Source organism: Pseudomonas sp. EU05-FHT14B02, assembly GCF_058791055.1.
On record NZ_JBYTDD010000002.1, the window covers coordinates 213004 to 228032 of the forward strand.

The following is a 15029-nucleotide window of genomic DNA, read 5'->3' on the forward strand; positions in this document are numbered from 1 at the left end:
CACATGGGCTCAGGCTTTTTTTCCTCCTGGACATTCTGGGCCCTGTTATCCGCGGTATTCGCGGCAATGACCGCCATTTTCGCGAAAGCCGGCATCGAAAACGTCAACTCCGACTTCGCCACCCTGCTGCGTACGATAGTGGTATTGGTCAGCCTGGCCTTGATTTTGTACGCCACGGGCCAATATCAGTCCTTGGGATCGATCTCTGCGAAGAGCTACCTGTTCCTGCTGTTGTCGGGCCTTGCCACCGGTGCATCGTGGATCTGCTATTTCCGCGCACTCAAGGTCGGTCCGGCGTCACTGGTTGCTCCAGTGGACAAACTCAGCGTGGTGCTGGTGGCTGTCCTTGGCGTTGTCCTGCTGGGTGAAAAACTCGACTTGCGCCAATGGGGCGGAATAGGCCTGATCACGGCCGGGGTGGTCATGCTTGCCCTGCGACGCTAGGCAAGCGTCCTACAAGCCCTGTCCACTCATCTGACAGATCAAAGTCAAAAGGCCTTATTGCACGGACTGGAGCTGAACACGACCTGTCAGGCAAAAGCCCGAAACACTCTGCCGCTAGCCAGCAACACTTCACCTGTGCAACATGGCGCGCGTGCCTTCCACAAATGGGAATTCCCTTTATGAAACGTTTTCTTAGCATCGCCATGGCGTTGTGCATCGGCCTGACGATGAGTCTCGACGTCAATGCCGCCAAGCGCTTCGGTGGTGGCAAAAGCGCAGGCGCTGCGCCGACTCACCAGACCAGCCAGATGGCTCCTTCTTCTCCAGGCATGGGCGGCGCTGCGGCGACCGCTGGTGCTGCCGGTGCCGCTGGCGCTGCTGCCAAGGCCGGTGGCGCTTCGCGCTGGCTCGGCCCACTGGCCGGTATCGCGGCCGGTGGCCTGCTCGCATCCATGTTCATGGGTGACGGCTTCCAGGGCATGCAGATCTTCGACATCCTGATCATGGCCGTCATTGCGTTCCTGGTCTTCCGTTTTATCGCCGCCCGTCGTCGCAAGCAGCAGGAGCAGTACGCTCCGGCTGGCCACGCGCCGATGCAACGTGAGGCGTTCGAACAAAAGCCTGCCGGCGGTTCGATCTTCGGTGGTTCGGCAGCGCCTGTTGCCGCTCGCCCGGTGATCAACGCCCCAGCCTGGTTCAACGAAGGAAACTTCGTCGAAGCGGCACGCAATCACTTCCAGTCCCTGCAACAGCACTGGGACGCCAACGAAATGGACAAGATCGCCGAGTTCGTGACTCCGCAAATGCTGGAGTTCCTCAAGCGTGAACGTGCTGACCTGGGCGACGGCTTCCAGTCCACCTACATCGATAACCTCAATGTACAGCTGGACGGTGTGGATGATCGCGCCGACAAGACCATCGCCACCCTGACCTTCACTGGCCTGTCGAAAACCTCGCGTTTCGACCAGGGCGAAGTCTTCAGCGAAAGCTGGAACATGGAACGCGCACAGGGCGAAAACCAGCCTTGGCTGGTGGCAGGTATCCGCCAGAACGGCTGATCCCGCGCAGAACTTCACTTGCTGTAAACAAAACCCCGGCTTAGGCCGGGGTTTTCTATTTCGCGGTTGCATCTATAGCAAGCTACTGTATAAACCGCCCCATATAAACCGCGCCATACAAGCAAGAGGATCCCGGACGTGGAAGAAATCATCGAACAACTGCGTGAAGCCAACGAACCGGTACCGGTCCCCTTGGAGTTGCCCGACGAAGACCTGCTGGTCGAAATCGAAGAACAACTGTTCATCGACATTCCGTTCGTCTTCAGAGAGTTTCTGCTGACCGTCAGCGATGTGGTCTACGGCAGCCTGGAACCGGTCACCGTAACCGACCCGCAATCCCACACCTACCTGCCCGACGTTGCCGCCAACGCCTGGGACGCTGGCGTCGATCGCAGTCTGATCCCGATCTGCCAGGACGGTGATGACTACTATTGTGTCGAAGAAGACGGCACCGTGGTGCTTTGGCAGGCCGAAGAAGAGCTGATCGCCGAAGAAACCTGGGAGTCAGTGTGGCACTGGGCACGGGACGTCTGGCTGGAAAGCTGATCCAGTCAACGCCGCAGGGTGGTCAATGCCCGGACGACTCCTTGTGATTGTCGAGGGTTTCCAGCAACGCCACCTGCATCCGCGTATGCACACGAATGAACCAGCGCCACAACAGCGCCGCCACGGCGGCCGCGACCACGGCGATCAGTACCAGCAACTTGTTGGTCGGCAGAATACTGGCCGACAAGGCTGCCAGCAGAAAAAAGATCACCAGCAGCGACAGGATCGGGATCACTTCGGCGATCACCCGGCGCACTCGCTGCGTGTGGCGCCCGGCCATCTCCGGCTTCACGCCCATTTCCGCGAGCAACATCGACAGCGCCTTTAGCTTGCGGTACGCCGCAATCAAAAAAGGCAGCGATAACAATAGCGCTCCGCCCCAGATCAACGCCTTTTGCCAGCTAGGATCGCTGATCCAGCCTTGCAGGTAAGCCGAAATGCGTTCGGCGAAGTACGCGCCCGAAAAGAAGATCGCGATCACCAGTGCCAGATTGACGCCCACCTGCAGCAAGATCCTGCGAATCATGGATGCCAGTAATGCGCCCTCACCCTGCGGCTGGATGCTGCGCAGCCATTCGCCATACATCCCCAGCACCCGTCCCAAGCGTTCTGGCATCGCACTGGCGAGCTTGATCGACAATGGATCGGCCGCACGGATCAGATAAGGCGTCAGCAGGGTCGTGATCACCGAAACCGCCACAGCCACGGGGTATAAAAAGTTACTGGTGACCTGCAACGTCATGCCCAGTGCCGCGATGATGAAAGAGAATTCGCCAATCTGTGAAAGACCCATCCCGACTCGCAGCGATGTACGTCCGTCATTGCCGGCGATAAATGCACCAAGGCCGCAGGACAACATCTTGCCGAGCACCACGGCTACGGTGATTACCGCGATTGGCCAAGCGTACTGAAGCAGGATTGCCGGATCGAGCATCAGCCCGATGGCCACAAAGAAAATTGCACTGAAAAGATCGCGAACCGGTTCAATCAAACGCTCGATTTTCAGCAGTTGCCGGGATTCCGCCATGATCGCGCCGATCAGGAATGCACCGAGGACCATGCTGTATTCAAGCTTGACCACCAGCAGGCAGAAGCCAAAACACAGGCCCAGCACCGTGATCAGCAGCATTTCGTTGCTTTCGAATCTGGCGACGTAGGCCAACAGCCGCGGCACCATCAGGATGCCAATGACCAAGGCGACGATCATGAACAGCGACAGTTTGCCGACCGTGGAAAACACTTCGCCGGAGCTGACCGTACCGCTGACTGCGATGCTGGACAGCAGCGCGATGATGCCGATGCCCAGAATGTCTTCGACGATCAGCACTCCGAATATCAACTGGGCAAACCGCTCGTTTTTCAGCTTCAGATCATTGAGCGCCTTGACGATGATGGTGGTCGAGGAAATCGCCAGGATCGCGCCGAGGAACAGTGAATCCATGGTGTTCCAGTCGAACCAGCGACCAATCTCGTAGCCGATCCAGATCATCAGCACGATTTCCAGGAATGCCGCGATGAATGCCGTGGCACCGACCTTGAACAACTTGCGCAGGCTGAACTCCAGGCCCAGGCAGAACATCAGGAATATCACACCGAGCTCGGCCAGGGTCTTGATGGTTTCTTCGTCGTGGATCAGGCCGAATGGCGGGGTGTGCGGGCCAATGATGAAACCGGCGACGATGTATCCCAGTACCACCGGTTGTTTCAGGCGATGGAAGACCACGGTGACCACGCCTGCGATCAACATGATCACTGCCAGATCCTGAATGAAACTGATGGCATGCATGGCGTGAGACTCCCTGGGTGGTATTGCTCGATCCCCGGACGCAGGAAAAGTCTGATCGAGCAGAACAAAAATCGGAATTGCACGTAGGAAATGCCCTTGAGGCGGGGCTTTTTTGCAGGGTAACACCGCGACTTCTGGCAGAAAGGCGGTGCAATATATGGAAACAGATCGATCCGGCGTGACGGCGACCCGGCACCCGGCGTCCCGATAACTGTTGGTTTGAAAAAAAACCGCCGAGGCACCCGCAGAGGTGCATCCCTCAAACCTGGCCTTGACCCGTGAGAATGCTATGGAACCCGGAAACGCCCAGCTGTCGATGACGGTATTGATGACCCCCGACATGGCCAATTTCTCTGGCAATGTTCACGGCGGCACCCTGCTCAAATACCTCGACGAAGTGGCCTACGCCTGCGCCAGCCGTTATGCCGGCCGCTATGTGGTGACCTTGTCGGTGGATCAGGTCATTTTCCGTGAACCGATCCATGTCGGCGAACTGGTGACCTTCCTGGCCTCGGTCAACTACACCGGCAACACCTCCATGGAGGTGGGCATCAAAGTGGTGACCGAGAACATCCGCGAACGCTCTGTGCGCCATACCAACAGTTGCTTCTTCACCATGGTCGCGGTGGATGAGCAGCGTAAACCTGCATCGGTACCACCGCTGCAACCGCAAAACAGCGAAGACAAGCGCCGCTATATGCAGGCCCAGCAGCGTCGGCAGATTCGTCAGGAGCTGGAAAAGCGCTATCAGGAAATCAAGGGCGACGCCTGAGCTGGTCTGTCAGGCTGATGGTGTTCGTTAGATAGCCATTCGCGAGCAAGCCCGCTCCCACACTGGATCTATGCAATACCGAAGATCAAATGTGGGAGCCTGCTCGCGAATGGGGGCAACGCAGAATCAAAGGCTGATCGAGGTCGCCTCGAACCGCACCCGCGGATGGGAAATCCGGTCCTGAGCCCGAACCAGTTCCAACTCGTAGCTGGCACAAGCCTGGGTTTCCAGCAGCACTTCATGCACCGCCGAGGCCGCGAACTCGAACGCGGCCACCAGGCTGTCGCCCAGCAGCACACGCGCCAGGAACAGGCCGGACGTCAGATCGCCCACGCCCACCGGCTGACGCGGGAACGCCAGCAACGGGCGTTGCAAATGCCAGCTGCCTTCGGCCGTCACCAGCAGCATCTCGAAGACCTCAGCAGACTTGCCTGGGTAGTCCAGATGCTTGACCAGCACCGCTTTCGGGCCGCGCACCAGCAATGCACGCGCCATTGCCAGGCAATCGAACAGCGATTGCGGCTTGCGTCCGGAGAAGCTATCCAGCTCCAGCTGGTTCGGGCACATGAAGTCCGCCACGGCGGCGGCCTCTTCCAGCAGAAAATCACTGACCTCCGCCGGAACACTGCAGCCCTTCTCCGGATGCCCCATGACCGGGTCACACAGGTACAGCGCCTTGGGATTCATCGACTTGATCCGCTCCACTCCCGTCAGGATCGCCCGGCCCTGGGCCGCACTGCCAAGGTAACCGGAGAGCACCGCATCGCAGTTGCCCAGCTCGCCAATCGCCGCGATGCCTTCGACCAGGTCAGGTATCTGGTGCGGCGCCAACACTTCACCGGCCCACTGACCGTACTGGGTGTGATTGGAGAACTGCACAGTGTTGAGCGGCCAGACATTCACCCCGACCCGTTGCATCGGGAAAACCGCGGCACTGTTGCCGGCGTGACCGAATACCACGTGGGACTGGATAGCGAGCAAATGCGGTGTACGTTTCATGCGGTGGATTTCCGTAAAACGATTGAAATTCTAGCCGCGCAGTATGCGACTAAACGCAGCCTGTACGACAGACCAGCGACACAGTTAAGCTGACACTATCTTGTTGGAGCACCCTGTTGATGCTGACTCTTGGAAATATATTCGTGCTGATGCTGTTCGCCACTGCCGGCGCATGGCTATGGCACAACCACGGCTTGCGCGAGCGCGCGCTGGAGCGGGTCAAGCAGCATTGCGGCAAACTCGGGATCGAGTTGCTCGACGGCAACGTGGCCTTGAAACGAATTGCGTTCATCAGGGATGCCAGTGGTCGGCGACGCCTGGCCCGTGTGTATAACTTCGAATTCACCGTGACGGGCGAAACCCGCCACAACGGTACCATTACCCAGTTCGGCGCTCACAGCGCACAGATTGAGCTGGCACCCTACCCGGTCCCGTTCGACGAAACCGAACCAGTGGTCGAAGTGGCGAAACCTCGCGCGGAAGTGATCGAGCTGAGCCAGTGGCGTCAGGAACACACCAAGTGGCGACCTTGAGCCATTAACCCGATCCGGATCGACATGCTGCCAGCTCACGCTGCAGTCGTTCTGCGTTCTGCGTTTCACTGAAAATCAACTCGATACGCGAATCCTGCCGCCATTCACTGGGCTGCCAGTCCAGCACCGAGTTATCCACAGCGTTCGCCGAGGCCCACCCGTGGGCGCTGTGGATAACCAGCTTCGCCCGCTTCCAGCCAAGGCAGTCAAGCCACCGGCCAACCAGAGCGGCATCAAACACCTGGCTTGGGTGCCAACGCCATCCGATGCTCCAGCCTCCGTCCTGTTCCTGACTCAAGCAAATGGGCAACGCGGGATCACTCCAGACCGCCGGCAGCTGCGCCAATCCCTTGGGCAAGACGAAGTTACCCACACCTGCCAGCGCTTTGGCATGCAGCCCCGGCAACTCGCTCAAGGGTAAAGCCGCCTGTTGCGTCCAGCACAGGGGGAGCGGCGGCAATTGCCCGGTGATTCGCTGGCGGCTTTCTTCTTCGAGCCCTTCAGACTTGTTCAACAGTAATAATCCCGCATAGCCCAGCGCCTGCTGTTGAACATCCGGCAGCGGTTTGCCCGCAGCGAGCGACTGGGCATCCAACACCAGCACACAAGGCTGGACAGCCAACACGCCTTGCCACGGCGCTTCGCTCAATTGCCTGAGCAGCTGCGCCGGATGCCCCAGCCCCGAGGGTTCGATGAACAGCCGATCCGGTTGTGCCTTGCGCAACAAGCGCCCAAGACCAATCTGAAACGGCGCACCGTTGACGCAACACAAGCAGCCCCCGGCCACTTCCCCCAGTGCGATACCATCGGCGTCCTGGGTCAGAAGCGCAGCGTCGAGACCGATCTGGCCAAACTCGTTGATCAACACCGCCCACCGCTCGCCAGCCGGGCGCTGGGCCAGCAGGTGCTTGATCAGGCTGGTCTTGCCGGCACCCAAGGGGCCGGCAATGACATGGGTGGGGATATTTTGCAGCATGGTTGATGATTTCTGAGGAGGTGGTGGATGCGGTTGATTGGCTTGGCGTTGCTCCTGGCACTCGTTTCAAGCGAAACGCTGGCCCAGGCTTGTGTGGTTCATAGCCAGGGCGAGCGACTTGATGTCCAGGTTTGCCAGCAGAACCGCAACATCCCGCCAAAACTCTTCGCCGATGGTTTCTGCCAACCGAACCTGGCTGGGCAGAAAGTCGACGTGCAGTATGTCGATCAATGTCCCGGCGGCGCATTTGGAATCTGCAGCAACGCCCAAGTCGCCAATATGCCCTACCGACAGGATATTCACTATTACGGCGTTGCCACCGACGCGGCGTATTTGCAGCCGTACTGCGAGGCCCAGAACCAAGGCGCCTGGATCAGGCCCTGAAGCGCCAGCAGAGGATCAGGCAGCTTCTTCGTACCAAGGGCCGAATGGATCAGGCAGCAAATGCCAACCCTCTACGCCCAGCGCCATTTCCTCATCGGTCAGCAGGCATGCGTCCAGCTCGGCCGCAAGCTGCGTGAAGTCGATGTTCTGGCCGATGAAAACCAGTTCCTGACGACAGTCCCCGCTGTCAGCGCTCCAGTTTTTCATGATCCCGGCGGTACTTTCTTCGTCTTGCGGCCATTGGTTTTTCGGTACGAACCGCCACCAGCGGCCGGCGAAGCCATAGCGCATCAAACCACCGGCCTGAGACCAGCTGCCGGCATCCATGTGCTTGCTCGCCAGCCAGAAAAAGCCCTTGGAGCGCAGCAGTTTGCCGTTGTCCCAAGGACCGTCGATGAAATTGAAGAAACGCTGAGGGTGGAACGGTCGGCGAGCCCGGTAAGCACTGGAAGCAATGCCGTATTCTTCGGTTTCCGGCACATGTTCGCCACGCAGCTCCTGCAACCATCCCGGTGCCTGGGCAGCCTTTTCGAAGTCAAAACGACCGGTGTTGAGAATCTTGTTCAAGGGAATTTCACCCATCGACATCGCAATGATTTCCGCCCTGGCGTTGAGCCGTTCAAGTATGGCGATCAACTCCTCACGCTGGTGGCTGCTGATCAAGTCGATCTTGCTGAGCAAAATCACATCGGCGAACTCGACCTGCTCAATCAACAGATCGGTAATCGAACGTTCGTCTTCCTCCCCTAGTGTTTCTCCTCGGGAAGCCAGGCTTTCGGCAGCCTGGTAATCGAGCAAGAAGTTCATGCCATCGACCACCGTGACCATGGTGTCCAGACGTGCGATGTCGTTGAGGCTCTGGCCGTTTTCATCGCGGAAGGTGAAGGTTTCCGCCACCGGCAGCGGTTCGGAAATACCGGTGGACTCGATCAGCAGATAGTCGAAGCGACCCTCCCTGGCGAGTTGGCTCACTTCCTCCAGCAAATCTTCACGTAACGTACAGCAAATACACCCGTTACTCATTTCCACTAACCGTTCTTCAGCCCGGTTAAGGCTGACATAGCGCTGGACTTCGGTGCCATCGACGTTGATTTCGCTCATATCGTTGACGATGACTGCAACCCGCAAGCCATCGCGATTACGTAGTATGTAATTAAGAAGTGTACTTTTTCCGGCACCAAGAAAGCCGGAGAGAACGGTCACGGGGAGTCGATTGGACATCTGCATATTCCTCACAGGGGTGCCCGGTCGCTGTGTCGGGCCTACACAATGTTATACTGTAACAATACAAATAAACCATCCTCTCTTGCTCAGCAGGGCAAACGACAGATGCTGAACGCCGCCGCCCTCGTGAGAAAGCCCATGCGCAACGCCCTTAAACCCGTATTGATCATGCTGTCCCTGCTGGTTGCTGCCGACGCGATGGCACAGATCCAGAACCTGGCCAAGTGCACTCGCAGCGCCAACCTGCTGGCCTGCGTGGATGCTGATGGCAACACCTACAGCGTCAATACCGCCGGAAGCACGATCTATTTGCGGGGTTTCGAAGTGGCCGGAAAACGCTATTGGGCACAGACCAACAGCCGCTACGGCCAGCTTACGTTTTTCACCGGTATCGCTTCCGACGGCGAGGCCTGGGTTGGCTACAACCGACGCGTCGGCTGGACCACAATCAACCGGTTTTCCAGCTCCGGCGGTAGCAGCGCCAGGTTCACCTGCAGCCGGATCGCTGGCTGTTAGGCCGGCTGTTTTTCTGCTCCTACTGCCAGGCAAATGACGTCTGTGCATGATGACGACCGACTCATGAAAAAGGCATCGCTGATCTAATTGTTATGATATAACATCTTATATAAGCCCCCACGATGGACCTGCTCATGAATGCGCTGACTCTGCCGGATATCGCCGCGCAGGCCTCACGCCAAGCCCTGCCACTGGAGTGGGTGGGCATGTGCGGCATTGCTCTTCCCATTTTGTTTGATGGCCAACGACTGAATGCAAAGGCCGATGCTGGCGTGAGCCTCGACGATGGCAACGCGCGTGGCATTCACATGTCACGACTCTATCTGGCGCTTGAATTGTTGGAACAGGAAAGCCTTTCAGCGGCTTTATTGCGGCGGGTTTTGCAGCGTTTTCTTGAGAGCCATGAAGGGCTGTCCAGCAGCGCTCACTTGACCCTTCACGCCGATTTGTTGCTGAAAAGGCCAGCGCTAATCAGCCCATTGGCGGGCTGGAAAAGTTATCCGGTGACCATCGAAGCGCGTTTGAAAAACGCGATGTTCCACGTGGAACTAAAAATCGACCTGCCTTATTCCTCAACCTGTCCGTGTTCCGCGGCCCTTTCTCGACAGTTGATTCAGCAGCAATTCGTCGATGATTTCGCCAACACGTCACTGCAACACGCTGAGGTTTTAGCCTGGCTCGGTTCCACCAACGGCATCGTCGCCACACCTCACAGCCAACGCAGCAGCGCAAAGTTACGCGTACGGTTGGCTGACTTTCTGGATGAGTTACCTCTGATTGCCGTCATCAACGACGCCGAAGCCGCACTCGGCACCGCCGTTCAAACAGCAGTAAAACGCGCCGACGAACAGGCCTTCGCCCTCGCCAATGGTCAGAACCTGATGTTCTGCGAGGACGCCGCACGCCGCTTGAACCTGGCCCTGAAACGTTCCACGGGCATCAATGCCTTCCACATACGTGTGATCCACGCCGAAAGCCTTCACGCCCACGACGCCGTAGCCGAAAGCCGATTCAACTGGGAGGCAGCATGATTGCTTGCCATGCCTTGCGCTGGGGCGTACCAGGACAGCCACTCACACCAGCGCTGGACTTCGAACTGCCGAAGGGCAGCTTGACCGCCATCATCGGTGCGAACGGGTCCGGTAAAAGCAGCCTGTTGAAGGTCATCGCTGGCCTGCAGAAACCCTTGGCCGGAAAGATACGTCTGGGTGTTCCAACCAGGGGCGGCGTGTCGTTCCTGCCTCAGCAACAGCACCTGGACAGGCAATTCCCGATCAGCCTTCATGCATTGATCGCCGCCGGTTTCTGGGGCAACAGACAATCAGCGGAAGTCCGCAGCCAACGATTGAAAGCCATCCTCGAAGACTGGTGCCTGAACGGCCTGGAAGATCGCCCCCTGATGGCCCTTTCCGGCGGTGAATTGCAACGCGCCCTGCTCGCCCGATTGAGCCTGACAGACGCACCCGTGCTGTTGCTCGATGAGCCCCACGCGGCCCTCGATGAACTCGGTCAGGCATTGCTCTGGAAACACATACACGATTGGCACCTCGACGGCCGGACACTGGTGGTCGTTTGCCATGACCTCACCGCTGTTCGCGAGCACATCCCACATACATTGCTGATCAAAAGCAGCGGTTGTGTATTCGGCCCGAGCGCCGAACTGATCCGCCAACAACCTCAATCGCAGGTGGCCTGATGATCGCTGCCGCGCATCTCTGGCTACCGTTCCACGAATTCGTCTTCATGCGTCGGGCGCTGCTCGGTGGTTTGCTCCTGGCGTGCAGTACAGCGCCTTTGGGGGTGTTCCTGATCCTCAGACGCATGAGCCTGATCGGTGATGCCGTCGCCCACGGCATCCTCCCCGGTGCGGCGTTGGGTTTCTGGTTTGCCGGGTTGAGCCTCCCTGCGTTGACCATCGGTGGCCTCGGCGCGGGCCTGAGCATGGCAGGCCTCGCAGCCTGGATTACGCGACGCACCGGCCTGCGAGAGGACGCCAGCCTCGCGGCGATCTACCCGATTTCCCTGGCCGGTGGCGTGCTGATTCTCGGCATCGCCGGCAAACGCCTGGACCTGTTGCACCTGCTGTTTGGTTCCGCGCTGGCAGTCGACGGCCCGACCTTGACCGGCATGCTTTGGGTCTCGGGCCTGAGCCTGATGGCCATGGCACTGATCTACAAACCACTGCTGCTCGACACCCTCGACCCGCTTTTTCTGCAAACCGTCAGCCGACTCGGTCCACTGGCCCACGGCGTGTTCCTGACACTGGTGGTGCTGAATCTGGTCATCGGTTTCCAGGCGATCGGTGCATTGATGGTGGTCGGCTTGATGATGTTGCCTGCCGCTGCGGCGCGTTTCTGGAGTCGCCGCTTGCCAATACTGATCGTCGTCGCCGCCGTGCTCGGCAGCCTCTCGGTATGGCTCGGTTTATTGATCTCGTTCTATTACTCGCTGCCCAGTGGCCCGGCAATCGTGCTGGTGGCCGGCGGTGGATATCTGTTGTCCGTGGTGTTTGGGCCGGTGCACGGCTTGCTGCGCCGCCCGCCTTTGCTCACATCCCAATGAGGTGTTAATCGATGCGCGCTTTACTTGTGCTGTTCAGCTTGATGGTGTCGATGTCACTGTCTGCCGCCGAAAAACTTCAGGTGGTGACCAGCTTCAGCATCCTCGCCGACATGACCCGGCAGGTCGGCAAGGATCACATCCAGATCACCAACATGGTCGGCCCGGACGCGGATGCGCACACGTACGAGCCGACACCGGACGACGCCAAAGCGCTACTCAAGGCCAGGCTCATCATCAAGAACGGCCTGGGTTTCGAGCCCTGGCTGGATCGCCTGGTGACAAGCACAGAGACTCGGGCGGCGGTCATCAGCGCAAGCCACGGTGTCATACCCCGTAGCCTGGATGAAGACGGTAAAACCGTTCCCGACCCGCACGCCTGGCATAACCTGGCGAACACCGAGCTGTACATCACCAACATCACCAAAGCGCTGATCGCCGCTGACCCGGCGAACACCGCCGACTATGAGCGCAACAGCCAGCTGTACCTGAAACAGGTCTACGCCCTGCTCGCCGAAGCCAAGGCCAAACTCGGCTCACTGCCATCGGGCAACCGCAAGGTCGTGACGTCCCATGATGCCTTCGGTTATCTCGGCCAAGCCTACGGCATCGAGTTCATGGCGCCTCAAGGACTCTCAACCGAGCGCGAGCCTTCAGCCGCCGAAGTGGCCGCACTGATTACCCAGATTCGTCAGGCCAAGGTCAAGGCGGTGTTCATGGAAAACATCAAGGACGCCCGCCTGCTCAAGCAGATCGCGGATGAAAGCGGCGCGCAGATCGGCGGCACGCTGTACTCCGATGCCCTGGCGGCGAGTGGTCCGGCCGGCACCTTCACAGGGTTGTTCGAGTACAACCTCAACACCCTTTACAACGCGTTGAGCAAGCCATGATCCGCAAGAACCCTTCTGGAGATTTACCGCTGATTGCCGAATCGGCCTACGTCGACAAGACGGCGATCATCTGCGGCAAAGTGGTAATCGGCGAAAACGTGTTCGTCGGGCCTTATGCCGTGATCCGTGCTGACGAAGTCGATGACTCTGGCGACATGCAGCCGATCAGCATCGGCGCCAACTCGAACATCCAGGACGGTGTGGTGATCCATTCCAAATCTGGTGCGGCGGTGACCATTGGCGAGTTCAGTTCCATCGCTCACCGCTCGATCGTGCATGGCCCCTGCACCGTGGGCAATAGAGTGTTCATCGGCTTCAACAGCGTGCTGTTCAACTGCGTGGTCGGTGACGGTTGCGTGGTGCGGCACAACTCGGTAGTTGATGGTCGCGACCTGCCTGAAGCTTTCTACGTACCTTCCACCACACGGATCGGCCCCAACACCGACCTCTCGCAATACCCGCCGGTGAGCGTCAGTGCTTCGGAATTTTCCGAAGATGTGGCGCGCACCAACGTCGACCTGGTACGCGGCTACAAAGCCCTGCAAAACGAGTTCTGAGCATGAGTAGCGTGCTGATTCGCAATGCCCGCGTTGCTGGAACTGGTCGCGGAGCAGATTTTGCCGACCACCACACTGGTGGCCAAAACCAGCCATCGCGTCAGGATAAAGTGCCTGGCACGACAAACGTCTTAATGAAGCACCCCTAAGGTTTATGCGATAACGCTCGTTAGAAGCACCAGAGTACGCCGACCATGATCCAGATCACCCTGCCCGATGGTTCATTGCGTGAGTACGATCAGCCTCTGTCCGTGCACGAGGTGGCCGCCAGCATCGGCCCCGAACTGGCCATCGCGGCCGTAGCAGGAAGGGTCAATGGTGTACTGGTGGACTGCGAATACCTGATCGAGGCGGATGCCCGGGTCAGCATTGTCACCCCCCGGGAGCCGGACGGCCTGGAAATCCTGCGTCGCTCCTGTGCATTGATGCTGGCCATGGCGGTCAAGCAACTCCACCCCCATGCGCAATTGCATGCGGGAAAGGAACTGGGTGATGGTTTCTATTACGAGTTTGCAGTCGAGCAACCACTGACCCCCGCAGACCTGCCTCTAATCGAAGCGCGCATGCAGTCATTGGCAGCAACCAACCACTCGATCCGTCGTCGCCCGGCGCGCGAAGCAGTGTCGCTGTACCGTCTGGGGGACGCCGAGTACCAGAGTCATGGACCGCACGTCCCAACCACCAAAGTCTTGCAGGCGTTTGCCCTGGATCACATCAGCGGCACGTTGCAACAACGGATCTACGGCACTTGCTGGTCGAGCCATCAGGAGCTGCAACACTGGCGCGTTCCACCCCATGTGGTGGTCGTTAGCATTGATGACCGCCAGACGACTTATGCACAAGAGGTGACCGAGTCCTTGCGCCAAAAAGGCGTGCATGCAAAGGCCGACCTGCGAAACGAAAAAGTCCGCTACAAGATTCGCCAGCACAGCCAGACCGTGCCGTTCCTGGTCGTGGTTGGCGAAAAGGAACAGGCTGGAGGGTTCGTCAGTGTGCGCAGTCGCACGGGGGAGGATTTTGGCCGGATGGCTGTCGAGGCGGCGTGTGAGTGGTTAAGTCGGCCGGGGATTCAGGGCGGCTGAATGGACGCTTTCGCGAGCGGGCTCGCTCCGACAGGGGGATTAGTGTTCGACACATAATCAATGTGGGAGCGAGCCTGCTCGCGAAGCTTTTTAAGCTCTTGGCTTCACCGTGCCGCAATCCTGCCCCAACCAGACGGCGCGGGACTCGAGGCTGCCCTTCTGCTGAATGCCGGTGGCGTTGAACGTCCCGTTGACCTTGGTGGTGAATTCGCGGTCACTGAGGAACGTCGCCACGCCGGCTCCCTGGGCTTTCGGGCAGCTAAAACGGAATTTCCACTGATTGCCGGAGCGGTCGGTGATTTCCTGTTTGCAGCCCGACTGTGGATCGGTCAGCGGGATGTTGTCGGTCTTGACCTGTTCAGGGGTCAGGCATGCCCGGATCCCTTTGCCGCCCATGGTGATGCCCTGCTTTTCCAGCAGCGCACGCTGCTCGGGAGTCATCTGGTTCTGGATCTGGCCGAGGATCAATTGCAGGTCCGGCATATTCTGCTCGTCGACCTTCATGTTGCTCGTGGTCAGCTCCCACAATCCTGGTTGCAGCATTTGCGCGTGAGCCGCCACAGGAAGTGCCAAACCCAGTGCCATGGCCAAACCCAGCAGACGAACGTTCATCGAGTAACTCCTGATCAGTAGTGGCCGTTAGACGTCAGCCGCAGGCTTCGGTTCATGGTCGAATTAATTAGCGACATTCTGCACGGAACAT

Annotated in this window: 18 protein-coding genes and 1 pseudogene; 14 read left to right on the top strand and 5 right to left on the bottom strand. The window is 58.8% G+C overall.

Annotated elements, in window-relative coordinates; genetic code table 11:
- Positions 1-3: 3 nt before the first annotated feature.
- From AC3WTM_RS02895 to AC3WTM_RS02905, 3 genes are all read left to right on the top strand, one after another.
- Positions 4-444 carry an EamA family transporter gene (locus tag AC3WTM_RS02895; protein WP_102669443.1) on the top strand — a complete coding sequence of 147 codons (441 nt, stop codon included), beginning with the start codon at positions 4-6 and terminating at the stop codon, positions 442-444.
- 179 nt (positions 445-623) lie between these two features.
- Positions 624-1502 (top strand): Tim44 domain-containing protein, encoded by an 879-nt coding sequence (locus AC3WTM_RS02900; RefSeq protein WP_057712698.1) that lies wholly within the window; start codon positions 624-626, stop codon positions 1500-1502.
- 138 nt (positions 1503-1640) lie between these two features.
- Positions 1641-2048, top strand: a complete 408-nt coding sequence (locus tag AC3WTM_RS02905; protein WP_003187120.1) for an SMI1/KNR4 family protein — start codon at positions 1641-1643, stop codon at positions 2046-2048.
- 22 nt (positions 2049-2070) lie between these two features.
- Here the strand turns inward: AC3WTM_RS02905 and AC3WTM_RS02910 are convergent, their stop codons facing one another.
- Positions 2071-3834, bottom strand: coding sequence for a cation:proton antiporter (locus AC3WTM_RS02910; RefSeq protein WP_102669444.1), 1764 nt, complete (start codon positions 3832-3834; stop codon positions 2071-2073).
- A gap of 289 nt (positions 3835-4123) precedes the next feature.
- On the opposite strand from AC3WTM_RS02910, the gene AC3WTM_RS02915 reads away from it, so the two are divergent.
- Positions 4124-4606: an acyl-CoA thioesterase gene (locus tag AC3WTM_RS02915; RefSeq protein ID WP_057712696.1), complete on the top strand. Its 483-nt coding sequence runs from the start codon at positions 4124-4126 to the stop codon at positions 4604-4606.
- A 126-nt stretch (positions 4607-4732) separates the two neighbouring features.
- Here the strand turns inward: AC3WTM_RS02915 and pdxY are convergent, their stop codons facing one another.
- Positions 4733-5605, bottom strand: a complete 873-nt coding sequence (gene pdxY, locus AC3WTM_RS02920; protein ID WP_102669445.1) for a pyridoxal kinase PdxY — start codon at positions 5603-5605, stop codon at positions 4733-4735.
- Between the two features lie 119 nt (positions 5606-5724).
- On the opposite strand from pdxY, the gene AC3WTM_RS02925 reads away from it, so the two are divergent.
- Entirely contained in the window at positions 5725-6138 is a 414-nt protein-coding gene (locus AC3WTM_RS02925; protein WP_057712694.1) for a DUF3301 domain-containing protein, read from the top strand.
- A 4-nt stretch (positions 6139-6142) separates the two neighbouring features.
- On the opposite strand, the gene AC3WTM_RS02930 is transcribed toward AC3WTM_RS02925, so the two are convergent.
- A complete protein-coding gene (locus AC3WTM_RS02930) occupies positions 6143-7114 on the bottom strand; it encodes a CobW family GTP-binding protein (protein WP_102669446.1) in 972 nt (323 codons plus the stop codon).
- 27 nt (positions 7115-7141) lie between these two features.
- Here AC3WTM_RS02930 and AC3WTM_RS02935 point away from each other — a divergent pair, with 27 nt between their 5' ends.
- Positions 7142-7498 carry an NADH:ubiquinone oxidoreductase gene (locus AC3WTM_RS02935; protein ID WP_102669447.1) on the top strand — a complete coding sequence of 119 codons (357 nt, stop codon included), beginning with the start codon at positions 7142-7144 and terminating at the stop codon, positions 7496-7498.
- A gap of 15 nt (positions 7499-7513) precedes the next feature.
- Here the strand turns inward: AC3WTM_RS02935 and zigA are convergent, their stop codons facing one another.
- A complete protein-coding gene (gene zigA / locus AC3WTM_RS02940; RefSeq protein WP_102669448.1) occupies positions 7514-8719 on the bottom strand; it encodes a zinc metallochaperone GTPase ZigA in 1206 nt (401 codons plus the stop codon).
- Between the two features lie 141 nt (positions 8720-8860).
- Between zigA and AC3WTM_RS02945 the strand changes: the two genes are divergently transcribed.
- The 8 genes and pseudogenes from AC3WTM_RS02945 to AC3WTM_RS02980 all read left to right on the top strand — a co-directional run bounded on the left by AC3WTM_RS02945 (position 8861) and on the right by AC3WTM_RS02980 (position 14326).
- On the top strand, positions 8861-9238 hold the full coding sequence (locus AC3WTM_RS02945) for a glutamine synthetase (protein WP_102669449.1): 378 nt from the start codon (positions 8861-8863) through the stop codon (positions 9236-9238).
- Positions 9239-9372: 134 nt separating this feature from the next.
- Entirely contained in the window at positions 9373-10269 is an 897-nt protein-coding gene (gene folE2, locus AC3WTM_RS02950; RefSeq protein WP_102669450.1) for a GTP cyclohydrolase FolE2, read from the top strand.
- A complete protein-coding gene (locus tag AC3WTM_RS02955) occupies positions 10266-10934 on the top strand; it encodes a metal ABC transporter ATP-binding protein (protein WP_102669451.1) in 669 nt (222 codons plus the stop codon). The genes folE2 and AC3WTM_RS02955 overlap by 4 nt, the downstream gene beginning before the upstream one ends.
- Positions 10934-11800 (top strand): metal ABC transporter permease, encoded by an 867-nt coding sequence (locus tag AC3WTM_RS02960; RefSeq protein ID WP_102669452.1) that lies wholly within the window; start codon positions 10934-10936, stop codon positions 11798-11800. Before AC3WTM_RS02955 ends, AC3WTM_RS02960 begins: the two co-directional genes overlap by 1 nt.
- A gap of 11 nt (positions 11801-11811) precedes the next feature.
- Complete coding sequence (locus AC3WTM_RS02965) at positions 11812-12687, top strand: metal ABC transporter substrate-binding protein (RefSeq protein ID WP_102669453.1); 876 nt, start codon at positions 11812-11814, stop codon at positions 12685-12687.
- The gene (locus tag AC3WTM_RS02970; protein ID WP_090452234.1) at positions 12684-13244 is read left to right on the top strand and encodes a gamma carbonic anhydrase family protein; all 561 of its coding nucleotides are present in this window, start codon (positions 12684-12686) and stop codon (positions 13242-13244) included. Before AC3WTM_RS02965 ends, AC3WTM_RS02970 begins: the two co-directional genes overlap by 4 nt.
- A 21-nt stretch (positions 13245-13265) precedes the next feature.
- Positions 13266-13346, top strand: a pseudogene (locus AC3WTM_RS02975) (hypothetical protein); the annotation flags it as partial.
- 92 nt (positions 13347-13438) lie between these two features.
- Positions 13439-14326, top strand: a complete 888-nt coding sequence (locus AC3WTM_RS02980; RefSeq protein ID WP_102669454.1) for a His/Gly/Thr/Pro-type tRNA ligase C-terminal domain-containing protein — start codon at positions 13439-13441, stop codon at positions 14324-14326.
- A 90-nt stretch (positions 14327-14416) separates the two neighbouring features.
- On the opposite strand, the gene AC3WTM_RS02985 is transcribed toward AC3WTM_RS02980, so the two are convergent.
- Positions 14417-14938: a DUF3617 domain-containing protein gene (locus AC3WTM_RS02985; protein ID WP_102669455.1), complete on the bottom strand. Its 522-nt coding sequence runs from the start codon at positions 14936-14938 to the stop codon at positions 14417-14419.
- Positions 14939-15029 lie beyond the last annotated feature (91 nt).

Excerpts from the sequence above, each read along its gene's own strand:
- AC3WTM_RS02925 (WP_057712694.1), top strand. The coding sequence starts at position 5,725 with ATGCTGACTCTTGGAAATATATTCGTGCTGATGCTGTTCGCCACTGCC.
- zigA (WP_102669448.1), bottom strand. The coding sequence starts at position 8,719 with ATGTCCAATCGACTCCCCGTGACCGTTCTCTCCGGCTTTCTTGGTGCC.
- AC3WTM_RS02945 (WP_102669449.1), top strand. The coding sequence starts at position 8,861 with ATGCGCAACGCCCTTAAACCCGTATTGATCATGCTGTCCCTGCTGGTT.
- AC3WTM_RS02960 (WP_102669452.1), top strand. The coding sequence starts at position 10,934 with ATGATCGCTGCCGCGCATCTCTGGCTACCGTTCCACGAATTCGTCTTC.
- AC3WTM_RS02895 (WP_102669443.1), top strand. The coding sequence starts at position 4 with ATGGGCTCAGGCTTTTTTTCCTCCTGGACATTCTGGGCCCTGTTATCC.
- AC3WTM_RS02915 (WP_057712696.1), top strand. The coding sequence starts at position 4,124 with ATGGAACCCGGAAACGCCCAGCTGTCGATGACGGTATTGATGACCCCC.
- AC3WTM_RS02935 (WP_102669447.1), top strand. The coding sequence starts at position 7,142 with ATGCGGTTGATTGGCTTGGCGTTGCTCCTGGCACTCGTTTCAAGCGAA.
- AC3WTM_RS02985 (WP_102669455.1), bottom strand. The coding sequence starts at position 14,938 with ATGAACGTTCGTCTGCTGGGTTTGGCCATGGCACTGGGTTTGGCACTT.
- AC3WTM_RS02965 (WP_102669453.1), top strand. The coding sequence starts at position 11,812 with ATGCGCGCTTTACTTGTGCTGTTCAGCTTGATGGTGTCGATGTCACTG.
- AC3WTM_RS02910 (WP_102669444.1), bottom strand. The coding sequence starts at position 3,834 with ATGCATGCCATCAGTTTCATTCAGGATCTGGCAGTGATCATGTTGATC.
- pdxY (WP_102669445.1), bottom strand. The coding sequence starts at position 5,605 with ATGAAACGTACACCGCATTTGCTCGCTATCCAGTCCCACGTGGTATTC.
- AC3WTM_RS02900 (WP_057712698.1), top strand. The coding sequence starts at position 624 with ATGAAACGTTTTCTTAGCATCGCCATGGCGTTGTGCATCGGCCTGACG.
- AC3WTM_RS02955 (WP_102669451.1), top strand. The coding sequence starts at position 10,266 with ATGATTGCTTGCCATGCCTTGCGCTGGGGCGTACCAGGACAGCCACTC.
- AC3WTM_RS02970 (WP_090452234.1), top strand. The coding sequence starts at position 12,684 with ATGATCCGCAAGAACCCTTCTGGAGATTTACCGCTGATTGCCGAATCG.
- AC3WTM_RS02980 (WP_102669454.1), top strand. The coding sequence starts at position 13,439 with ATGATCCAGATCACCCTGCCCGATGGTTCATTGCGTGAGTACGATCAG.
- AC3WTM_RS02930 (WP_102669446.1), bottom strand. The coding sequence starts at position 7,114 with ATGCTGCAAAATATCCCCACCCATGTCATTGCCGGCCCCTTGGGTGCC.
- folE2 (WP_102669450.1), top strand. The coding sequence starts at position 9,373 with ATGAATGCGCTGACTCTGCCGGATATCGCCGCGCAGGCCTCACGCCAA.